20 protein-coding genes and 2 pseudogenes are annotated in these 20,239 nt (G+C 65.6%); 12 read left to right on the plus strand and 10 right to left on the minus strand.

Features of this window, described 5'->3' with window-relative positions:
* The first annotated feature begins 556 nt into the window (after positions 1-556).
* Positions 557-832 carry an energy transducer TonB gene (locus CV103_RS13960; protein ID WP_245896845.1) on the plus strand — a complete coding sequence of 92 codons (276 nt, stop codon included), beginning with the start codon at positions 557-559 and terminating at the stop codon, positions 830-832.
* The gene (locus CV103_RS13965) at positions 738-1,034 is read left to right on the plus strand and encodes a hypothetical protein (RefSeq protein ID WP_107395284.1); all 297 of its coding nucleotides are present in this window, start codon (positions 738-740) and stop codon (positions 1,032-1,034) included. The genes CV103_RS13960 and CV103_RS13965 overlap by 95 nt, the downstream gene beginning before the upstream one ends.
* A gap of 91 nt (positions 1,035-1,125) precedes the next feature.
* Here the strand turns inward: CV103_RS13965 and CV103_RS23255 are convergent.
* A pseudogene (locus CV103_RS23255) lies at positions 1,126-1,251 on the minus strand (DUF6118 family protein); the annotation flags it as partial.
* Between the two features lie 23 nt (positions 1,252-1,274).
* On the opposite strand from CV103_RS23255, the pseudogene CV103_RS13970 reads away from it, so the two are divergent.
* A pseudogene (locus tag CV103_RS13970) lies at positions 1,275-1,481 on the plus strand (conjugal transfer protein TraD); the annotation flags it as partial.
* On the opposite strand, the gene CV103_RS13975 reads toward CV103_RS13970, so the two are convergent.
* From CV103_RS13975 to CV103_RS13985, 3 genes are all read right to left on the minus strand, one after another.
* Complete coding sequence (locus CV103_RS13975; RefSeq protein ID WP_245896846.1) at positions 1,474-1,950, minus strand: nuclear transport factor 2 family protein; 477 nt, start codon at positions 1,948-1,950, stop codon at positions 1,474-1,476. The pseudogene CV103_RS13970 and the gene CV103_RS13975 overlap by 8 nt on opposite strands.
* Before the next feature lie 102 nt (positions 1,951-2,052).
* Positions 2,053-2,490, minus strand: coding sequence for a type II toxin-antitoxin system VapC family toxin (locus tag CV103_RS13980; protein ID WP_107395285.1), 438 nt, complete (start codon positions 2,488-2,490; stop codon positions 2,053-2,055).
* A gap of 3 nt (positions 2,491-2,493) precedes the next feature.
* The gene (locus CV103_RS13985; RefSeq protein ID WP_146163433.1) at positions 2,494-2,694 is read right to left on the minus strand and encodes a hypothetical protein; all 201 of its coding nucleotides are present in this window, start codon (positions 2,692-2,694) and stop codon (positions 2,494-2,496) included.
* Between the two features lie 572 nt (positions 2,695-3,266).
* Between CV103_RS13985 and CV103_RS13990 the strand changes: the two genes are divergently transcribed.
* Positions 3,267-3,482, plus strand: a complete 216-nt coding sequence (locus CV103_RS13990) for a helix-turn-helix transcriptional regulator (RefSeq protein ID WP_107395287.1) — start codon at positions 3,267-3,269, stop codon at positions 3,480-3,482.
* Complete coding sequence (locus CV103_RS13995) at positions 3,479-3,673, plus strand: helix-turn-helix domain-containing protein (RefSeq protein WP_107395288.1); 195 nt, start codon at positions 3,479-3,481, stop codon at positions 3,671-3,673. The genes CV103_RS13990 and CV103_RS13995 overlap by 4 nt, the downstream gene beginning before the upstream one ends.
* Here the strand turns inward: CV103_RS13995 and CV103_RS14000 are convergent.
* Together CV103_RS14000 and CV103_RS14005 are read right to left on the minus strand one after the other, a co-directional pair.
* The gene (locus tag CV103_RS14000; RefSeq protein ID WP_107395327.1) at positions 3,648-4,862 is read right to left on the minus strand and encodes a tyrosine-type recombinase/integrase; all 1,215 of its coding nucleotides are present in this window, start codon (positions 4,860-4,862) and stop codon (positions 3,648-3,650) included. The genes CV103_RS13995 and CV103_RS14000 overlap by 26 nt on opposite strands.
* A gap of 303 nt (positions 4,863-5,165) precedes the next feature.
* Positions 5,166-7,358, minus strand: a complete 2,193-nt coding sequence (locus CV103_RS14005; protein WP_211314405.1) for an alpha-galactosidase — start codon at positions 7,356-7,358, stop codon at positions 5,166-5,168.
* A gap of 234 nt (positions 7,359-7,592) precedes the next feature.
* Here CV103_RS14005 and CV103_RS14010 point away from each other — a divergent pair, with 234 nt between their 5' ends.
* Positions 7,593-10,328, plus strand: coding sequence for a TonB-dependent receptor (locus tag CV103_RS14010; RefSeq protein ID WP_107395289.1), 2,736 nt, complete (start codon positions 7,593-7,595; stop codon positions 10,326-10,328).
* A 156-nt stretch (positions 10,329-10,484) separates the two neighbouring features.
* Positions 10,485-11,594, plus strand: coding sequence for an aldose epimerase family protein (locus CV103_RS14015; RefSeq protein WP_015458659.1), 1,110 nt, complete (start codon positions 10,485-10,487; stop codon positions 11,592-11,594).
* Here the strand turns inward: CV103_RS14015 and CV103_RS14020 are convergent.
* Genes CV103_RS14020 through CV103_RS14035 form a run of 4 tightly spaced genes read right to left on the minus strand, consistent with a single transcriptional unit; the run spans position 11,557 to position 14,691 of the window.
* Positions 11,557-12,300 (minus strand): FadR/GntR family transcriptional regulator, encoded by a 744-nt coding sequence (locus CV103_RS14020; RefSeq protein WP_015458660.1) that lies wholly within the window; start codon positions 12,298-12,300, stop codon positions 11,557-11,559. The two genes, CV103_RS14015 and CV103_RS14020, sit on opposite strands and share 38 nt — an antisense overlap.
* Before the next feature lie 21 nt (positions 12,301-12,321).
* Positions 12,322-12,945, minus strand: a complete 624-nt coding sequence (locus tag CV103_RS14025) for a 2-dehydro-3-deoxy-6-phosphogalactonate aldolase (RefSeq protein ID WP_015458661.1) — start codon at positions 12,943-12,945, stop codon at positions 12,322-12,324.
* A gap of 1 nt (position 12,946) precedes the next feature.
* A complete protein-coding gene (locus CV103_RS14030) occupies positions 12,947-13,834 on the minus strand; it encodes a 2-dehydro-3-deoxygalactonokinase (RefSeq protein WP_015458662.1) in 888 nt (295 codons plus the stop codon).
* The gene (locus CV103_RS14035) at positions 13,831-14,691 is read right to left on the minus strand and encodes an SMP-30/gluconolactonase/LRE family protein (RefSeq protein ID WP_015458663.1); all 861 of its coding nucleotides are present in this window, start codon (positions 14,689-14,691) and stop codon (positions 13,831-13,833) included. The genes CV103_RS14030 and CV103_RS14035 overlap by 4 nt, the downstream gene beginning before the upstream one ends.
* 153 nt (positions 14,692-14,844) lie before the next feature.
* Here CV103_RS14035 and CV103_RS14040 point away from each other — a divergent pair, with 153 nt between their 5' ends.
* The 5 genes from CV103_RS14040 to CV103_RS14060 are packed head-to-tail and all read left to right on the plus strand — an operon-like array spanning position 14,845 to position 20,236.
* On the plus strand, positions 14,845-15,816 hold the full coding sequence (locus CV103_RS14040; RefSeq protein ID WP_015458664.1) for a substrate-binding domain-containing protein: 972 nt from the start codon (positions 14,845-14,847) through the stop codon (positions 15,814-15,816).
* Positions 15,813-17,318: an L-arabinose ABC transporter ATP-binding protein AraG gene (araG, locus tag CV103_RS14045; RefSeq protein WP_107395290.1), complete on the plus strand. Its 1,506-nt coding sequence runs from the start codon at positions 15,813-15,815 to the stop codon at positions 17,316-17,318. The genes CV103_RS14040 and araG overlap by 4 nt, the downstream gene beginning before the upstream one ends.
* Positions 17,319-17,337: 19 nt before the next feature.
* Complete coding sequence (gene araH, locus CV103_RS14050) at positions 17,338-18,354, plus strand: L-arabinose ABC transporter permease AraH (RefSeq protein ID WP_015458666.1); 1,017 nt, start codon at positions 17,338-17,340, stop codon at positions 18,352-18,354.
* Entirely contained in the window at positions 18,351-19,496 is a 1,146-nt protein-coding gene (dgoD, locus tag CV103_RS14055) for a galactonate dehydratase (RefSeq protein WP_107395292.1), read from the plus strand. Before araH ends, dgoD begins: the two co-directional genes overlap by 4 nt.
* Complete coding sequence (locus CV103_RS14060) at positions 19,490-20,236, plus strand: SDR family NAD(P)-dependent oxidoreductase (RefSeq protein ID WP_107395293.1); 747 nt, start codon at positions 19,490-19,492, stop codon at positions 20,234-20,236. Before dgoD ends, CV103_RS14060 begins: the two co-directional genes overlap by 7 nt.
* Positions 20,237-20,239 lie beyond the last annotated feature (3 nt).

Here is a 20,239-nt window from a genome sequence, read left to right on the forward strand (position 1 = left end):
AAGCAGGGGTTCATGAGAGCCTGGTCGGAAAACGGGGTTTGGAGAACCCCCTCCACCTAGTCAGGGGCTCGGACGTGGGCCGGAGCGTACAGTGGCGGGATTTCGAGGGTCGCGTGCCAGACCAGGTCTTAGGGTTTGTTCGTTCCGCCCGTGCCCGGCGCGAGACGTGACCCGCCCTGCGAGATGGAATTCCCGGAGGAGATTAATATGGTGCGATCGGGCATGGCTGGCGGACTCTGCCCTTCCATTTCGGAGCGTAGCGTGCGCTCTGCCACCTATGCCTTGGAACTGGTCACGTCCGACTTGCGTATTATCGCACCCAGCGCACCGGCCGAGTAAACCGACGAAGCAGCCCGCGGCAATCGTGCCCCCTCCCACCTCGGGTTGACCGCACACTTGCGGTATCTCGAGCGGGCCGGTCGCCACCCCCCGGCTGGCCCGCTCGTTTGCCGACTGAGGCGTCGGGTGGAGTCACGCTCGAACATATCCGTAGCATTGCAGAAACAGGCGTGACCTATATATCAGCGTTGGGAAGCTGCCCTATGTACGGATCGTGATGGACCGCGAAGGCAAGGTGTTGTCCTCACGCCTCAAACGCTCCTGCGGCTTTCCCGAACTCGACCGTGAGGCGGTGGCCCTACCCAAACACGCCTCGCCGCTGCCCAAGCCGCCTGACGACAAGCCGGGGGATACGCTGGACTGGTGGTGCCCATCGAATTCCTGCTCGGGGCGCGCTGATGCAGCGGGCTGCGACCATCCCACGCCCCGCAAGGCTGGCGCTGCGCCGCCGCTCCGTCGCGGAGCAGCGGGTTGTCCGGCTGCTTCGGGGTGAGATGCGCGGGTGGCCGGACGCCGCCCTGGTCCTCGGCGCACAATTCGCGCGACTGCGCGACCTTGCCGCCCGCAACGCGCTGGTGATCCACCGTCCCGGCACGCCGTTCCTCAATCCCACCGAACTCATGCTGCTGGGCTGGTTGGCGCGGGCGCAACGGGTCGCGAGCTATCGGCACCGGTTCCATTCCGACGCCAGCTAACCATGACCATCGTGCAACGCCCCGGGGCGTGCGGCTCGCGCCGATCCCGGCTTATGAGGCGGGGCTGCCGGCCGTGGACGGGGAAGCGGCATCATGACTCCGGCCCGACCTCGACGGAGCAGCGCACCGGCTTCTTCGCCTTCGCGGCCTTCTCGCGACATTCAACAATAGTGTCGCGGTTCTCCTGCACGAGCGCGTTAGCTAAAACCACGGTGCGCCAGCGCTCCGGCTCGGACGTGGCGAGAACGCACGCGCCACCTGATTGAGCTTGGTGGCCTCGTCGTCAAGGCGGGGCTGGTCGATCTGACCGACGACGACCGCGCCACCCTCTACGGCGCGTTCCTGTCGATCGCGGGGAAGCTGCAAGGTGAGGAACGCGACAACGCGCTCGCTCTATGGAAGCGGAAGGGCAAACGGGCGTTTGAGGCGGAAACGAACCTCAGATAATGCCGTGCTTTGCCAAAAGCGCCTGCTCGTCGCCGGATACCCAGCCGAAAGCCTTTGGCTCTCCATCCAGCTTCTGAACGAAGTAGTGAACATCGAAATCTATCTCGGCGTCCGGTTCATCCTTGCGGGCATAGGTCGCCGTCCAACCGACATGGGCCACGCAATGAAGCTCGTCGATCGGAGAGAGGCGGATAGCGCGCACCCGCATGGCTTTCGTCCCGATCGCCCGATAATGGGCATACCCCTGCGCCATGACCTGCTTGAATTGATCGTCGTTCTTTCCGGCCCTGACACCAGCGGGCGCGGCCCCAATGAACTCGGAAGCATATAGCGCTGCGACCTCATCCATGTTTACGTCGCCGCCAAGCGACTGGTTGAACAGGCTCTCGTATCTTTCAAAGAGCGCTCTCACGCTGGTTTCCATCATCTTCGCTCCCAATGCGGACATGCCCCGTGCGATGGTGGCCACCAAGGTTCGCTTTGCTACGGCGCGTTGCTCACCATTCCAAATCGTCGCGCGATCAACGCGGCAAGCGGGCGTTCAAGGCGGAACCGGAAACCAAGCCCGCGCCTAGCATGCGATCACGTCCAGATAGCCAGCGTTTTCCGCCGCGATCGTCTGCATGATTTCGTCGCGCGTGACGATCGGTATTCGGCGCACGCGCGCGGTCGCGATCAGAAAGCAATCGCCGGGGTCTTTATGGCCGGTGTCGGTCACGATGTTGGCGGCTTCGCACGAAATCCGCTGCTGGATCGGAATGATCCGTGCGGACGTGACGCGCACCGCCTCACGGAACCAGCGGTCGGGCGGGTCGTCGCCCAAATGCGGACGGCCTGCCACGCGGTTCTTTTTGGTCGCGACCGATAGTTCCCATGCGGTAATCGGAGACACGAACAGCGTCCCAGCTTCCTGATTCTCACCGATCGCGACCAGGGCTTGCTCAAGCAATTCTTCCTCGCCGCTCACGAGCCAATAGAGCGCGTGCGTGTCGAGCAGGATTCCGGGCAAAGGTCAGTGCTTCGCGTGGGCGGGTTCGAGCTTCCGCGTCTTCGCGCCCTTCATGGCCTGCGATGCGATGGGCTTGGTAAGATCGACGCCCTTCTTGAGCGTCAAGTGCCCCTTGAGCGCGCCAACGCCGCGCACGACGACAGACCGCCCGGACTTGGAATCGCGGACGATCTTTTCGGTCGGTGCTGCATGGGCCTTGGTCATGGGCGGAATATAGCGAACAAGCGGGACGCTTCCAAGGCCATCGTGCGCCATCCCACTGTCACGACCGCCCGCCGAAGCGGACAAGATTGCCCCTTGCGCTACTGTGTTGGCGCTTTTGCGACTAATTTCGCGCATTTGGCACCATTTTGGCTATGGGCGGCACTGTAGTGCCTCCCCCTCTTGCGCGGCGGGAAAAACCGGGACAGCATGAGTTCGTGGCAATGGCGGGCCACCTAAAGAAAGGCCCCGCCATGTCGTGCGAATCGGAATCTCGCCAAGTTCATCGGATCGCATCGCTTGCCAGCAAGTCGCATAATGGCGTGGCTTTATTGTCACGGTTGGTGAAGAAACGTCAAAGTATAAGGTGGCAGTCACCGCACTACGCCGCCGTCCACCGCCGTCCGCCGCCGATTGCCGAAGTTCACCGCCGTTCGCCGCCGCTTCCTACACTTATACCGCCGTGAGCACTATGCTTGCCACATCTTGGCTGGATCGCCCTTGCGCTGCGAATCCGGGCCGTCAATTCTATTCTTAGGGGGATTATATCAACGGCGAAGTCGAAAGTTACCTCAATGCCCGACCCTGAAAAAATCATCCGCCTCAAGACGGTGCTGCAACGCACCGGCCTTTCCCGCTCCACTCTGTATCGTAAAATCGCTGACCGGACATTTCCGGCTCAAGTCAGGATCAGCGTTCACGGCGCTGGCTGGCATGAGTCAGCCGTCCAGCGCTGGATTGCCGATCCGGTCGGCTATCGCGCCGACGAAACGGAAAGGGCCGCGCCATGACGGCGCGCCCTTCCCCCGATCCGATCTGCGTTCGCGTCAACGACGCCGCCCGCATGATCGGCGTCGGTCGCACCAAATTATACGCATTGATCGCGGCCGGTGAAATCGAGACGGTGAAGCTGGGCAAGTCCACTCGCATCACCACCGCCAGCCTGCACGCGCTTATCAGGCGGCAGCGCGAAGCGGGATAGGCTCGGACGCCGTGGTGGCGGCGTCCTTCCCCTTGCCGTTCTGCGTGTCCGTGCGGTCGAGATACTCAGCCCAACGCGCCATCAGGCTGCGCCGCTTGTCGAAGAAGTCGGTGCGGCGATAGGCGGCTTCAACCTTGTTGGGCAGCTTGTGCGCCAGCGCCTTGTCGGCAACCTCCTTGGGGAAGCGCGTCCGCTCCGAAGACCAGTCGGTGAAGGCGGAGCGGAAGCCGTGGACGGTCACGCCCCTGATGCCGTCGTCGCGCAGCAGCTTGGTCATGGTCATGTCGCTGATCGGCTTCTTCCCGTCATTGGAGAACACAAGGCCGGTGTCGCTGTCGCGCTCGTTCCACCGCCTGCGGAGCAGCGCCACGACGGGAGCCGACAAAGGCACGATATGGGTTTCGCCGGCCTTCATGCGCTCGCCCGGAATGGTCCATATCGCCTTGTCCAGGTCGAACTCGGTCCACACGGCAAAGCGCGTCTCGTTCGATCGCACGGCGTTGTAGATGGTGAAGCGCAAGGCATCCCGCCCGCTGGTCGGCACTGCCGCCGCCAGCTTCTGCATGAGCGCGGGAACATCAGCATAGGGCATGGCTTCCAGATGGCCGCCCTTGTCCAGCTGACGGGGAAGCCCCTTGCGCACCGAGCGCAAGGACACCTCGTCCGGAAGCCAGCCCTTGATATGGGCGAAGTCCAGCACCGCGCCGATGCGCTGCAAGATGCGCCGCGCCGTGTCGGGGATTTCAAGCCAGATCGGCGAAAGCACCTCCACGACGGCCGTGCTGTCGACCTGATCCACCGGCTTGGTGCCGATCAACGGAAAGGCATGGTTCTCAAGGCTGGAAATCCAGTTGGCATGACGGCGGTTTTTCCATCCCTCCTTCAACGCCTCGTAGCAGTCGCGCGCTGCCGTCTCGAAGCTCGGGACGACCTTGCGCGACTTGCGCCGCTCGGCAACCGGATCGACGCCCTCGCGGACCTGACGACGCAGCGCCGCCGCCGCGTCGCGCGCTTCGGCAAGCGACACGTCCAGCGCCGATCCCAGCCCGTAGTCGCGTCGCCGTCCATTGCGCTGCATCCGCAGCACCCAGGTCCGCGCGCCACTCGGCTTCACGAACAGGCAAAGCCCCCGGCCATCGACATGCCGACCGGGCTTCGCGTTCTTCACCTTCAACGCTGTAAGGGCCATCGGTTCGATTCCCTGCCTGAAATGATCCCACAATCGTTCCCACACTTCGATGGGAATTCAGGCAAATCAGGACGACCAACCGCGGACACCGTACAAGACAAATCACTGATTTTACAGCAGACTTAGGGACGCCCTGAACTTGCTTGAGAATAAAGTTCTACACTCGTAGGGGTCACCATCCATATCGGTGAATCCGGCAACGTTGGTCGATCTACGCCATGCCTCCCAGGCAGGCAGGCGCACCATTTTTCCGGTCGGGAGCGGAACGGCACCGGTACGCCGTTCCGTTTGCCCCGCCATCAATCAGCCGACGGCTTCGAACAGCAGGCCGATGGCCTGGAAATCCCCCCGCAGCGCCGGATCGACGCCCTGTTCCATCCAGAAGCGACCGCTGGCTTCCACGGGCATGCCGGCCGGCAGCGTGCCGCCGCCGAGGCGGCTGACGCGATAGCGCCTGTCGGCATCGAGGCCCTGAAGCTGGATGGCGGGCGCCGGCTCCAGCTTGGTGCTGCTGTGGAGGAAAGCGAAAAGCACCGCCTGGCGCCGGTCCGGCGCAACCGAAAGCGTGGCCGAGTGCTCGCTGCCTTGCTGGGGAGAGACGAGGCGATAGAGGTCGCCCTGCTGCACCGTGGCGCGGACAGTTTTATAGGCCGCGATCATCCGCGTGGCGGTAGCATAATCCTCATCCTGCCAATGGTTGAGGTTGGCGCCGACGCCGAGGCCGCCCTGCATCGCGGACAGGAAGCGATATTCGAGCGAGGTCTCCCGCTTGTTCACCCAGTTGGGCGAATCCGTGACCCAGGCCATCATCACCGCTGGGGCATAGGCATGGCTGAAGCCGTCCTGCATCGTCAGCCGATCAAAGGGGTCGGTATTGTCCGACGGCCAGACCTGATCGGTGAGGGCCATGATGCCGAGATCGACGCGGCCACCGCCGCCCGAGCAGGATTCGATCTCCAGCCCTGGATGCCGCCGCCGCAGCTCGGCCAGTATCCAATAGAGATTGCGGACATATTCGACATAGAGCTTCTGCTGGTCCTCAGGCGCGACCTCCGGCCAGCCGGGTTCGGACCAGTTGCGATTATGATCCCATTTGAGGAACCTGATGTCGTTGGCGCTGACCAGATCGTCCAGCACTTTGAGCAGATGATCGCGCACATCCTTCCGTGCGAGATTGAGGACGAGTTGGTTGCGGCCCTCGCTGCGGGGCCGGGTGGGGAAATTGATGACCCAATCGGGATGGGCGCGGTAGAGATCGCTGTCGGGATTCACCATTTCGGGTTCGACCCACAGGCCGAATTCCATCCCCAGGCTCTTCACCTTGTCGATCAGCGGCTTGAGACCGTTAGGGAATTTGGTGCGGTTGACCGTCCAGTCGCCCAGGCCGGCCTTGTCGCTGTTGCGCGCGCCGAACCAGCCGTCGTCCATCACGAAGCGTTCGACACCGATGCGCGCCGCCTTTTCGGCGAGCGCCATCTGCCCGGCCTCGTCCACGGCGAATTCGGTCGCTTCCCAGCTATTATAGAGCACGGGCCGAATCTTCGGCTTGCCGTTGCCCGGCAGGATCTCGTCACGCTGGAAGCGGTGCATCAGGCGTGAGGCGCCGCCCATGCCCCTGCTGCTGTAGCCCGCATAGAAGACCGGGGTTTCCAGCTTCTCGCCCGGCTGGAGGCGATAGGCGAAATCATAGGGATTATAGCCACCGACGATCCGCACCTTGCCGATCTGGTCCTTGTCAACGCTGATCCGCCACGATCCCGACCAGGCGAGTGCCCCGAACCATACCGGCCCGCTTTCCTCGGTCGAAACGGCGGTGCGATCGATCGCGAACCAGGGATTATTCTGGTGGCCGGTCGATCCGCGCCGGCTTTCGATCACCGTCGCGCCCTCCGTCACCGGCCGCTGCTGGAGTGTCCATTCCGCCGCCCAGCGGCCTGTGAGGTAATGGAGCCGGTAATCCGACCCGACCGGCAGCGTGTAAGATGCGGATTCGGCCTGGTCGATCCGCACCCAGCCCTTGCCGTTGTTCGCGATCGTCGCCGACCGGCCGACGATGCCGGTTTCGGGATCGATCTCGTAGCGCAGGGTGACGTCGACCGGGCGGGAAACATCCCTGAGAGCGATGGTGATGGTGTCGCCCGCTATCTTGTGGGAGACATATTTCAGGACGACGTCCCGCACGCCATCGGGATAAGCGAGCTTCAGCGTGGGCTCGGCGAAGGTGCCGGCGCCTTGGCCGGGAAACTCCTGGGGCGCGATTGATGCCGCCATGTCGACGCTGGAATGATCGCGCAGCGCCGGGATCGGCCCCAGGGGATCGCCGTCCTGGAGCCGTCCGCCCCAATAGATCGATTCGAGATAGCCCGCAGGATTGATGCCGAACGCATAGGTGACGTCGCCGCCATCCAGCCGGAAGACGCGGGCCTTCGAATCATAGCGCGCCGACGCATGCGCGCCGCCGGCCGAGAGCGCGGCCAGCGCCAGCGCCGAAGCCATCGCCACACTCAACCTGCCTGCCCGCATCATACTCTCCCAGATCTCATATTTATCATATAAAAAGGCAGCATTTCAGCGCATGTCAACCTCGCGCCGGCGCACTTTATTGCGGGCATGGGTCAAAAAGCTTCTCCTTTCCGGAGTGCGGGGTGGACGAAGCATCTTATTTGTCATATTTATGAGACCACGGCTGGCACTCTCAACGATCCAGCCTCCGATATTGGGGAGTGATGCATGATAAAGGTCCACGGTCGTCGCCATGCCACGCTGTTGCTGATGGGGGCGAGCCTAGTTTCGTTGTGCGCCGGAACCGCCGCCTTCGCCCAGGATGCTGCGCCGTCATCGCTGCAGTCCGACACCGCCGCCGCTGACGACATCATCGTGACCGGCACTCGCGCCAGCCTTTCCAAGGCGCTCGACATCAAGCGCGAGACGATCGGCGTGGTCGATTCGATCGCAGCCGAGGATATCGGCAAGTTCCCCGATCAGAATGTCGCCGAATCGCTGCAGCGTATCACCGGCGTTTCGATCGATCGCAGCGGCGGCGAGGGCCGCTTCATCACGGTTCGCGGTTTCGGCCCGGAATTCAACACCGTGCTGCTCAATGGCCGGCTGCTCGCGACCGAGAATAGCGGGCGCGAGTTCAGCTTCGACATCCTGCCTTCCGAAGTGCTGAGCGCGGCCGAGGTCTACAAGTCGGCCACCGCCGAGCAGCAGGATGGCGGCATCGGCTCCACCGTGATGCTGCGCACCGCGCGGCCGCTCGACAATCCCGGCTTCCACTTCTCCGGCAGCGCCGCTGCCAAGTTCGACAGCACGCGCGACAAGGCTGCACCGGTCATCTCCGGCATCGTCAGCAACACCAATGCCGACGAGACGTTCGGCGTGCTGGCGAGCTTCAATTATGACAAGCGCATATCGCGCTTCTCCAACGTCAACACCAGCGGCTGGATCACCGGCCAGAATCTCGATTTCGACAAGAACGGCACGGTCGATCTCGCCAATGTCGCCCTCCCCCGCACCTACAACACCACGGTGGAGCGTAACACGCGCGAGCGCATCACCGCCACGATCGGATTCGACTGGATCGTCAGCGACAAGCTGAAGCTCCAGCTCGACGGCCTCTACACGCAGCTCAAGGTGGATTCCTGGTCGAACCAGCTCGGTTTCTACACCGATCCCGGCGACATCATCGATGCGACCGCGAACGAGAACGGCACCGTCACCCATTTCGTTCGCAGCGCAGGCGGCGGCCTTGCCAGCGACAATATCGTCTTCGATTCCCCGCGTGACGCGAAGACCTACCAGATCGGCCTGAATGCGCGCTACACGCCCGGCGATCGCACTACGATCGATTTCGATATCTCGCATTCGCGCGCCAAAGAGGGCTACACGTCCGTATTCTACGTGGTGGGCGAGAAGAATGCGGGCGTGAACCCGACCTTCGATCTCAACCCCGGCAGCCTGCCGACCATCACCAACATCCTGCCGACCGACGATCCCTCGCGCGCCGTGCTGCACTGCTGCTCCGAACGCGGCAGCAAGGTTTCCGACGACATCACCTCGCTCCGGATCGACGGCAAGCAGGAATTCGATACGGTGTTGAAGTCGATCCGCTTCGGCGCGGTCGGCACGCGGCGCAAGAAAGACATCACGTCACTACTGACGCCGGACCCGCTGGGCTGCTTCTATTGCGGCTATTTTGCCAGCGCCGACCCCGGCTTGTTCACCACCTTCAACGATGGCGGCGTGCTCGGCGGAGCGCCGATGAGCTGGCTGACCTACGATCCGGTCAAGCTCGCCCAATATTATGGCAACCCGGCCGCTGTTTCCCAGAAGGGCGATCAAACCGCGGAAGACGCCTTCAATGCCGTCTATGCCGCCAACGGCTACAGCATGCGGCCGACCTACGACCCGCGCGGCTCGGGTTCGGTGCGCGAATATACCGCGGCGGCCTATCTGCAGGCCGAACTCGGCGGCGATCTGGGCGATCATCCCTGGAATGCCGTGGTCGGTGCCCGGTATGTCTATACCAACACGCTGGCGCGCGGCAATTCGGTGCAATTGCTGAACATCACCCAGAATCCCGGCGATCCTACCGCCGGCGTGGCGACGTTCAGCCCGCCGGTGCCGGTTTCGGAAAAGCATAATTACAGCTATGTCCTGCCGTCGGCGACGTTCCGGGTGAACTGGACGGACAAGCTGGTGACGCGGGCGGCCTTCTCGCGCACCCTGACGCGGCCGACACTGTCCAACCTGACGCTCAGTAAATCCTATGACTTCCGTCCGCCCCAATCGAATACGATCAGCAGCGGCAATCCCGGCCTGAAGCCCTATCTGGCGTGGAACGCGGATATCGCCGCCGATTATTTCATCGGTAAGACCAGCTATGTGAGCGTTGCCGGCTTCTACAAATGGGTCGACAACTTCATTTCGCAGGTCACGACCACCGAAACCTATTTCGGCTTCGACTTCAACGTGACCCGGCCGGAAAATACCCGGAAGTCGAAGGTTTATGGCTTCGAGGTCGCGGCGCAATATACGTTCGACAAGCTGCCTGCGCCGTTTGACGGCTTCGGCGTGCTCGCCAACTATACCAAGGTGAAGAGCTCAACGAGCTTCGATCCGTCGATCGCGAGCGGCATCTTCTCGGTCGAAGGCCTGTCGGACAGCGCCAATGCGGTGCTGTTCTATGAAAAGGGGCCGGTCCAGCTTCGCGGCGCCTATAACTGGCGCGACAAGTTCCTGGCCCGCGCCCGCGGCCTCAATGGCGAGCCGGAGAATGTCGACAGCTACGGCCAGTATGATCTGAGCGGCAGCTTCAAGTTCACCGAGAATTTCGCCGTCTTCGGCGAGGTGGTGAATCTGACCAACAAGCACCGCCGCACCTTCTCGCGCTATGATGAGCGGCTGATCCAGCTCGACGACACGGGGCGTCGCGTCTCGGTCGGCGTCCGCGCGACCTTCTGATCCCCCCTGTGGTCGGGCCGTTCGCGGCCCGGCCACCCCTTGCCTACGCGGGGCCGCATTGATCCGGGGCCATGCGGCGCGCTAATCCTTTCCCGAACCTCCGGTTCAACCCGCTCCAGCGCACAGGTCGTGCCCATGCCCGCTCCCGCCGTTCGGATGGATCGCGAACCCTGGGGCCGGCTGCCCTCGGGCGAAATGGTCGAACGCTTCACCTTCTCCGCCGATGGCGGCATTGCGTTCAGCGTCGCCACCTACGGCGCCACCTTGTCCAGCATCCTCGCGCCCGGCCACGAGGTGCCACGGGAAGAGGTGATCCTGGGGTTCGATCATCTCGACGGCTATCTTTCCCCCGCCTATCGCCGCGCCAATCCCTATTTCGGATCGACCGTCGGCCGCTATGCCAACCGCATCCGCGGCGCCCGGCTGCCCGTGGACGGATCGGTTCACGCGCTTATCGCCAATGAAGGCCCCAATCAGCTCCATGGCGGCTCCGCCGGTTTCGACAAGGCGATATGGGCGGCCGCGCCGTTGGCGGACGGACGCGGCGTTCGGCTCAGCCATGTGAGCCCGGATGGCGACCAGGGATTTCCGGGCAGATTGCGCGTGGAGGCGGATTTCCTGCTGGAAGGCGCGGACACGATCCTGCTCCGCTATCGCGCGGGCGCCGATCGGGCGACACACGTGAACCTGACGAGCCACTGCTATTTCAACCTCGGCGGCCGTTCATCGGCCACCGCCCTCGATCATGACGTCCAGATCCACGCCGAAGCCTATCTTCCGATCGACGCCGCCGCGCTGCCGACGGGCGACTGCCTCGCGGTCGCCGGCACGGCCTTCGATTTCCGCCAGCCGCGCGGGCTTGCCGCCGCGCTGGCGGCGGGCGACCCGCAGCTCGATGCCGGAGACGGCTTCAATCACACCTTCTGCATCGGGGACGATGCCGGCACGCTGAAACCCGCGGTCCGGCTGATGCACGCCGCCAGCGGGCGGCTGCTGGAAATATCGACGACCGAGCCCGGCGTTCAATTCTACAGCGGCAACGGCCTAGACGGATCGATCCCCGATAGGGGCGGCCAGCCGATCGGGCGGCACCGGGCGCTATGCTTCGAAACCCAGCATTTCCCGGATTCGCCCAACATGCCACAATTCCCCTCCACCCTGTTGCGGCCGGGCAAGGAATATCGATCGGAAACGCGGCTGCGCTTCGGGACGATGGCGCCGGAGGCGCTCAGGCCCGGGGACGGGACGGCAGGCCGCCGCGCGTAAGCAGCAGGTTCAGCGCGCCTTCGATCAGGGTGCGCATCTCGCCCGCCGCGCGTTCGGCGTCGCCCGCGGCGATCGCATCGGCGACGCGCTTATGCTCCTCGGCGCTGGCGCGCGGCACGCCCTTATATTCGTTGGTGCGCCGGATGCTGAACCGCAATGTGGTTTCGGCGAGATCGGTGAACTGGCGCAGGAAACGGTTGTTGCTGGCGTTCAGCACGGCAACGTGGAAGGCGATGTCGGCGGCCAGCGCATCGTCGTCGCCATTGTCGGCGGCCACCATGCGGTCGATGGCCGCCATGATTTGCGCGCGCTGCGCGCCCGTGGCGACCGCCGCCGCCAGCGCGGCAGCGCGGGGCTCGATTGCCAGGCGCACATCGGTGAATTCGATCAGCAGATCGATCGAGAATTTGCGCTCCAGCATCCAGCGCAGCACATCGGGATCGAGGAGGTTCCACTGGCTTTCCGGCTGGACGCGCGTGCCCTGGCGCGGCCTCGCGCTCAGCAGGCCCTTGGCGGTGAGCATCTTCACCGCCTCACGCAGCACCGGCCGGCTCGCATCATATTGGCGGCACAGATCGGCCTCAACGGGGAAAGCCTGACCGCTCGAATAACGCTCGGTAACGATCGCGCGGCCGAGATCGTGGACGATATGCGCCGTCAGGTTGCGGCCGTCGAAGGCGGATCGCGGATTGTCGTCGCTGCTCATCGTCTCATCATCCCCCTCCACTCATTCGCCGTTCCGCCAAGCCGCGACAAGTGCCGCAGCGCGCCGGCCCACATCCGCCGCGACCCGCCCCGGCGCATATAGCGAGGAGCCGATGCCGAAGCCGCTCGCCCCGGCGGCGCGATAGGCCGCCATGCCCGCGGCATCGATTCCCCCGACGGGGAATACGGGCACGGAGGCCGGGATGACAGCCCGCATCGCCTTCAGCACCTTCGGCGGGGCCGCTTCCGCCGGAAACAGCTTCAGCCCGTCCGCCCCCGCCTCGATCGCGGCGAAGGCCTCGGTCGGGGTCAGGAAGGACGGGAGCGAGACCATGCCGGCCGCCTTGGTCGCGGCGATCACGTCGGGGCGCATGTTGGGCGATATGATGATACGTCCGCCCGCCTGCGCCACGGCGTCCACCTCATCGGGGCGCAATACCGTGCCCGCGCCGACCAGCGCCCGTCCGCCGAAGCGATCCTGCAGGATTGCGATGCTTTCGAGCGGATCGGGCGAGTTGAGCGGCACCTCGAGGCAGCGGAAGCCGGCCGAAACCAGCGCCTCGCCCACGGCTTCGGCTTCATCGGGCGCCAGCCCGCGCAGGATCGCCACCAGCGGCAGTTCGGCCAAAAGATCGGACCAGATCATCTCAGTCATTCTCCAATATGCGGCGGCCCAGGGCGAGCAGGCCGTTGGCGGATGCGGCTTCTCCGTCGATGATCGCCGGAGCGCCGGCGCCGGCCTCGCGCACCGCGACGGCATAGCGACCGGCAAGGGCGCGCGTGGCGACGATGGTGACGGAGGCGCTGACATCCTCCATCCCCTGCGCCACCTCGGCGCCGATCAGCAGGCCCGAAAGATAATCCGCCAGGCCTTCCGGCGGGATGCCACCGAACAATCCCTCCGTGCGCACGCTGAACAGCAGCCCCGAAAGCGCGGGATCGGCGAGCGACCGGCGGACGCCGGCAAGGAAGGCCGCCTCGTCCGCTGGGCCTTCGACCATCAACCGGCCGAGCAGCGAATGCACCTTCAGCACCGCGAACAATTCGCCGGTCATGAAGGTGCGGAAGGAAAGCACCGTGCCGCCGCCGAGCCTGGCCCATTTGCTGTGCGTGCCGGGCAGCGCGACGATCCCGTCCATCACGCCGGCGCCGGCGATCTGCACTTCCTCGCCGCGCATCACGTCATGCAGCCCCGTCGGCGCGAGATGGCTGAGGCCGGGAACGATCCAGGCCGGCCCCAGATCGGTTTCGACAGGAATCGCCCCGCCGCCGATCGCCGCGGGATCGGCCGGGCACGCCACATAGGGCACCTCCAGCCATCCATTCCGGCTGCCGACCATGCCGCCCAGGATGATGGGCGTGGCGCCATCCGCCCAGTCGCCGATCAGCGGCGCCAGTTGGCCCGCGAAATCGCCGTCCGTCACCGCGGCGATGCCCTTGCCGCCGCTGCGATGCCCGATCACGGCGCCGGCTTCGTCGAAGCGCCAGACGCGCAGGTTGCTGGTCCCCCAGTCGACGCCGATGAAGCCGCTCATCCGGCGAAGCTCACCGGCGGCAGCCCGCACATGCCGGTATCCACCTCGAACAGCGCGCCAGCAAGCGGCTCATCCTCCGCGCCCATCGCGGCGGAGGTGACGAACAGGCGATCCAGCCTTTCACCGGCGAAGGCGCAGCTGGTGATGTTGGTCGCGGGCAGGCGGATCGAGCGGTCGAGCTCGCCATCCGGCAGGAAGCGGCTGATCCGTCCGCCGCCCCAATGGGCGATCCAGAGCCCGCCCGCCGCATCGGCGGTCATGCCGTCGGGATAGCCCCATTCCTTCTTGAAGCGGAGGAAGACCCGCTTGTTGGACAGGCTGCCGTCGGATGCGAGATCGAAGGCATAGACGGTGCGAAGGCCGCTGTCCGTATGGTAGAGCGTCCGGCCATCGGGGCTGAAGGCTGGCCCGTTGGCGACCTGATAGCCGTCGTCCAGCCGCGTCCAGCCGAGATCGGCATCGAGACAGTAGAGCGCCCCGCTCGCTTCCTCGTCGCGATCATCCTTGCTGCCCGCCCAGATGCGCCCCTGGGGATCGACCTTCGCGTCGTTGAGGCGATTGTGCGGGCGATCGGGCTCCGGCGACCCGATCGGATCGATGGCGAAGGGATCGAGCGACAGCCCGGCGAAGCCGCTCTTCAGGCCGATGACGAGATCGTCCCGGTCCGCGCGCTCGATCGCCCAGCCAATCGGCTCATCGAAATCCCAGCTTTTCACCGCGCCGCTGCCCAGCGCCAGCCGATGCAGCCTGTGGCCCACGATATCGACCCAGAACAGCGCGTCGCGCACGGGCGACCAGCATGGCCCCTCACCCAGCATGTCCCGGCCGGACCTCTCCACAATCCGAAAGTTGTTCATTTTCCGTCCGTTTTTCCAAATCACATGATTTATATGATAAAATGTTGACCTCTGTCGATTCCAAACGATAATCAGAGCTCGAAAAGGCGTTTCGCCGATAGAGCGCTTACGATCGCGCCGCAGGGAGTGGGAATGTTTTCCAGACGACAGTTCATGGCGGGGACGACCGCGGCTACGGCCGCAGCGCTCGCCGGCTGCGGCCCGTCGCGCGACGGCAGGGTGCGGATCGGCTTCGTCGTCAAGCAGCCCGAGGAACAATGGTTCCAGAGCGAATGGCGCTTCGCCGGGATGGCCGCGCGCGACAAGGGCTTCGAACTAATTCGCATCGGCGCCGCCGATGGCGATCGGGTGCTGACCGCCATCGACAATCTCGCCGCCAAGAACGCGTCCGGCTTCGTGATCTGCGCGCCGGACCCGCGCCTCGGCACCGCGATCGAGCAACGGGCGCGCGTCAACGATCTGAAGGTGATGTCGGTCGACGATCGGCTGATCGGGCCGGACGGCAAGCCAATCGACTCCATCCCGCATGTCGGTATCTCCGCGCTGGCAATCGGCCGGATGGCCGGCGAGACCGCCATCGCCGAGGCCCGCCGCCGGGAGTGGGATATCGGCCGGACGGGCGTGCTACGCATCGCCTATGACAGCCTGGAGACCGGACGCGACCGGACGATGGGCGCGCGCGGGGCGATCATCGCCGCCGGACTGCCGCCGGCGCATGTGTTCGACGCCCCGCAGCGCACGACCGACACCGAAGGAGGCTTCACGGCCGCCGATCCCGTGCTCACCCGCCACCCCGATCTCAGGCACTGGATCGTCACCGGCCTCAACGACGAGGCCGTGCTCGGCGGCGTCCGGGCGGCCGAGGGTTTGGGCCTGCGCGCGGATTCGGTGATCGGCGTCGGCATCGGCGGATCGGGCACGGCGGAAGCGGAATTCGCTAAGCGCCAGCCCACCGGCTTCTTCGCATCCATCCTGCTCAGCCCGCGCAAGCATGGCTATGACACCTCGGTCGCGATGTACGAATGGATCGTCCGGGGCTCCCGCCCGCCATCCTTGGTATATACCGACGGCAAGCTGATGACCCGCGACAATTATCGCCGGCTGCTGGCGGAGGAAGCAGCGTGAGCGGCGACATCCTGCTGGCCTATGAGGGCGTCGGCAAGCGGTTCCCCGGCGTCGTCGCGCTCGACGCGGTGAGCTTCTCCGTCCGCGCCGGGGAGGTGCGGGCGCTGATGGGCGAGAATGGCGCCGGCAAGTCGACGCTGCTCAAGATACTGGCCGGCGAGCATCGGCCGGACAGTGGCGCGATCACCATCGGCGGCGAGGACCGTATTTTTGTCTCCCCGCGCGACAGCCAGGCCGCCGGAATCGCGATCATCCACCAGGAACTCCACCTCGCCCCCGACATGAGCGTGGCGGAAAATCTTCTGCTCGGCGCCTTCCCGGCCTGCGCGGGCTTCATCCGGCGCGGCGCGATGCGGGCGCGGGCGGCGGGAATATTGGCGCGGCTGGGCGAGGACATCGATCCCGACGCCCGGCTCGGCGATCTTTCGATCGGCAAGCGCCAGATGGTCGAGATCGGCAAGGCGCTGCTGCGCGATGCGCGGATCATCGCCTTTGATGAGCCGACCAGCTCGCTCAGCGCGCGCGAGACCGAGACGCTGAAGCGCATCATCGGCGAATTGCGGGCCGATGGCCGTGCCATCCTCTACGTCAGCCACCGCATGGAGGAGGTGTTCGCGCTGGCGGACAGCGTGACCGTGCTGCGCGACGGCCGCCACGTCGCGGACTATCTCGACATGACGAGGCTGACGCAGGACCAGCTCATCGCCGCGATGGCGGGCCGCACCATCGCCGACATCTACGATTATCGCCCCCGCCCGCTGGGCGATGTGCATGTGGAGATCGACGCGATCGAAGGCCCCGGCCTCAGCGCGCCCGTCACCCTTTCGATACGGCGCGGCGAGATACTCGGCATGTTCGGCCTCGTCGGCGCCGGCCGATCGGAGCTTTTGAAGCTGATCTACGGGGCCGAGCGGCCGACGGCGGGCAGCATCCGTCTGGACGGCGGCAGGCTCGACGCATCCAGCCCCCGGCGGGCGATCGCCGCCGGCTTCGCCCTCTGCCCGGAGGACCGCAAGGGCGAGGGCATCGTGCCGCTGGCCGCGGTGGCGGAGAATATCGCGATCGCGCGGCGCAATCTGGCCGACCGGCGCGCGCCCTTCATCGATCGCCCCGCCGAGACACGCGAAGCGGGCGAGATGATCGGCCTGATGCGGGTGAAGACTGCATCGCCGGCAACCGCCATCGCCACGCTTTCCGGCGGCAACCAGCAGAAGGCGATCATCGCCCGCTGGCTCGCCGCCGATGCACGCATCCTGCTGATGGACGAACCGACGCGCGGCATCGATGTCGGCGCCCGCAGCGAGATCTATGCCCATATCTACCGGCTGGCCGAAGCCGGCAGGACCATTCTCTTTGCATCGAGCGACATGCCCGAGGTGATGGGCATCGCCGATCGCATCGTCGTGATGCGGGACGGCGCGATTTCCGGGGTGCTCGCGCGCGCGGAAGCGACGGCCGAACGCCTGCTGCGCCTGGCCCTGCCCGATGCCGCGCCCCGTTGAACGCCCGCAAGGATCCATAATGGCCCAATCCTCCCCACCGCTCCTCCGCCGCCTCGGCGCCGCAGGCCCGCTGCTGATCTTCGTCGTGCTGTTCGCGCTGCTTTCCGTGTTCGTGCCCGACTTCTTCGGCGTCCGTAACATGCGCGGCCTGGTGCTTTCGGTCACGCTGGTCGGCACCATCGCCACCACGATGATGCTGGTGCTCGCCCTGCGCGAGGTGGATCTTTCGGTCGGATCGATCACTGCGCTTTCGGGCGTGGTCTGCGCGGTCGTGATCGCAAGCACCGGCAGCGTCGCGGGCGGCGTGCTGGCGGGGCTTGCCGCCGGCGGCGCGGTCGGCCTCGTCAACGGTCTGGTGATCGCGCGGCTGAAGGTCAATTCGCTGATCGTGACCCTGGCGATGATGGAGATCGTGCGCGGCCTCGCCTTTCTCGCTTCCGGCGGCGAAGCGGTGTCGATCCCCGCCGAGCGCTTCTACGAACTGGGTTCGGGGACGCTGCTCGGCATCAACTATCCGATCTGGATCATGATCGCCTGCTTCATGCTGTTCGGCGTGCTGCTCAACCGCACCGTCTTCGGCCGCAACATTCTGGCGATCGGCGGCAATCCGGAAGCCGCGCGGCTGGCCGGCGTGCCGGTGGATAGCGTGCGGATCACCGTGTTCTGCCTGCAGGGGCTGATCGCGGGACTGGCCGGCATCGTGCTGGCCGCGCGCATCACCAGCGGCCAGCCCAATACCAGCCTGGGGCTGGAGCTGGCCGTCATCTCCGCCTGCGTGCTCGGCGGCGTATCGCTGGCCGGCGGCGTCGCAACGATCACCGGCGTCGTCATCGGTGTGTTCATCATGGGTGCCGCACAGAACGCGCTCAACCTGCTCGATGTGCCGACCTTCTACCAATATGTGGTGCGCGGCGGCATCCTGCTGGCCGCCGTGATCTTCGATCGCCTGCGCCAGGCCGGCGGCCTGCGCCTGGCAAGGCGCGCCGCATCTCCATCCCCGTCCCAATCGAGTGAGAAAGGCTCCGCCACCGCATGACATCCATCGCGCGTATCGAATGGTTCCTCGTGCCGCCCCGCTGGCTGTTCGTGCGGGTCGAAACGTCGGACGGCGTGGTCGGCTGGGGCGAGGCGAGCCTCGAGGGCTTCGCCGAAGCCGTGGCCGGCGCACTGGAACATATCAAAGACCGGCTGATCGGCCATGATCCCGACAGGATCGAGGATGCCTGGCAGATGTGCCACCGCCTCGGCTTCTATCGCGGCGGGCCGGTGCTGATGTCCGCCATCTCCGGCATCGACCAGGCCCTGTGGGACATAAAGGGCCAGCGGCTCGGCGTGCCCGTGTGGCAGATGCTGGGCGGGAAGGTGCGGGATCGCGTGGACGTCTATGCCTGGATCGGCGGCGATCGCCCGGCCGACGTCGCGGAGGCGGCCGCCCGCCGAAAGGCGCAGGGGTTCCGTGCCATCAAGATGAACGGCACCGAGGATCTGGGCTGGCTCGACAGTCCGTCCCGGCTGGCGGAGCCGGTGGAGCGCCTGCGGCTGGTGCGCGAGACGGGGATGGACGCGGGCATCGATTTCCACGGCCGCGTCCACCGGCCGATGGCGCGCCAGCTCGTCCACGCACTGGAGCCGCTCGGGCCCCTGTTCATCGAGGAACCGCTAACATCCGAGCATCCGGAAGCGATAGCCCAGCTCGCGGGCCAGACGCACGTGCCGCTGGCATTGGGCGAGAGGCTCTATTCGCGCTGGGATTTCAAGCGCCTGTTCGAAATGGGCGCGGTCGACATCATCCAGCCCGATCTCAGCCATGCGGGCGGCATTTCGGAAGTGCGCCGCATCGCTGCCATGGCCGAGGCCTATGACGTGGCCGTGGCGCCGCATTGCCCGCTCGGGCCGCTGGCACTGGCGGCGTGCATGCAGATCGCCATCGCCACGCCCAATTTCGTCATCCAGGAAATGTCGCTCGGCATTCATTACAACCGCGCGGATGCCGACCTTGCGACCTATCTCGAGGATGATTCGGTGTTCGCGATCGAAAATGGCAGCGTTGCCGCCCTGACCGGCCCCGGCTTGGGTGTGCGGATCAACGAGGCCCGCGTGCGGGAAGCCGCGCGCGATCCGCATCGCTGGCGCAACCCCGCATGGCGTGGCCCGGACGGAGCCTTGCGCGAATGGTGACGCGGCCCCGCTTCGCCGGCAAGGCGGTGATCGTTACCGGCGCGCTCGGCGGCATCGGCCGGGCCGTGGCCGAAGCCTTCGCGCGCGAGGGCGCGCACCTGATGCTCGCCGATCTCGCGCCGGCCGAAGGCGCCCTTTTCGAAGACCTACGCGCGCTGGGCGCCGGCAAGGTTGCCGGCGCGGCCTGCGACGTGAGCGACGAAGACGCCGTCGGCCACGTCGTCGATCGCACGCTTGCCGAGCTGGGCGGCTTCGACGTGGTGGTGAACGTGGCCGGCGCGATGATCTACAAGCCGATCGCGGAGCTGACGGGGGCGGACTGGCATCGCCTGCTTTCGGTGAACCTGCTGGGCGCCGCTTATTTCGCCACCCGCGCGTTGCGCCACATGGCGGCCGGCGGCGCGATCGTGAACGTCGCCTCGGTGCATGCGCAGCAGACGTCGTCGCTGGTCGCGCCTTATGCCGCGGCGAAGGCCGCTTTGTGCAGCCTCACCCGCACCACGGCGATCGAGGGCAAGGATCGCGGTATCCGCGCCAACGCCTTGCTGCCCGGCGCGATCGACACGCCGATGCTCTGGTCCAGCCCGAACATCGCATCCGGCGCCGAAGTGATCGAACCGGGCGACGTCGGCCGGCCCGAGGATATCGCCTCGGCCACGGCCTTTCTCGCATCGGATGAGGCCCGCTTCATCTCCGGCGCGTCGCTGCTGGTGGACGGGGGGCGGCTGGCCAAGCTCTGAAGA

It is taken from the genome of Edaphosphingomonas fennica (assembly GCF_003034225.1).
GTDB classification, from domain to species: domain Bacteria; phylum Pseudomonadota; class Alphaproteobacteria; order Sphingomonadales; family Sphingomonadaceae; genus Sphingomonas_E; species Sphingomonas_E fennica.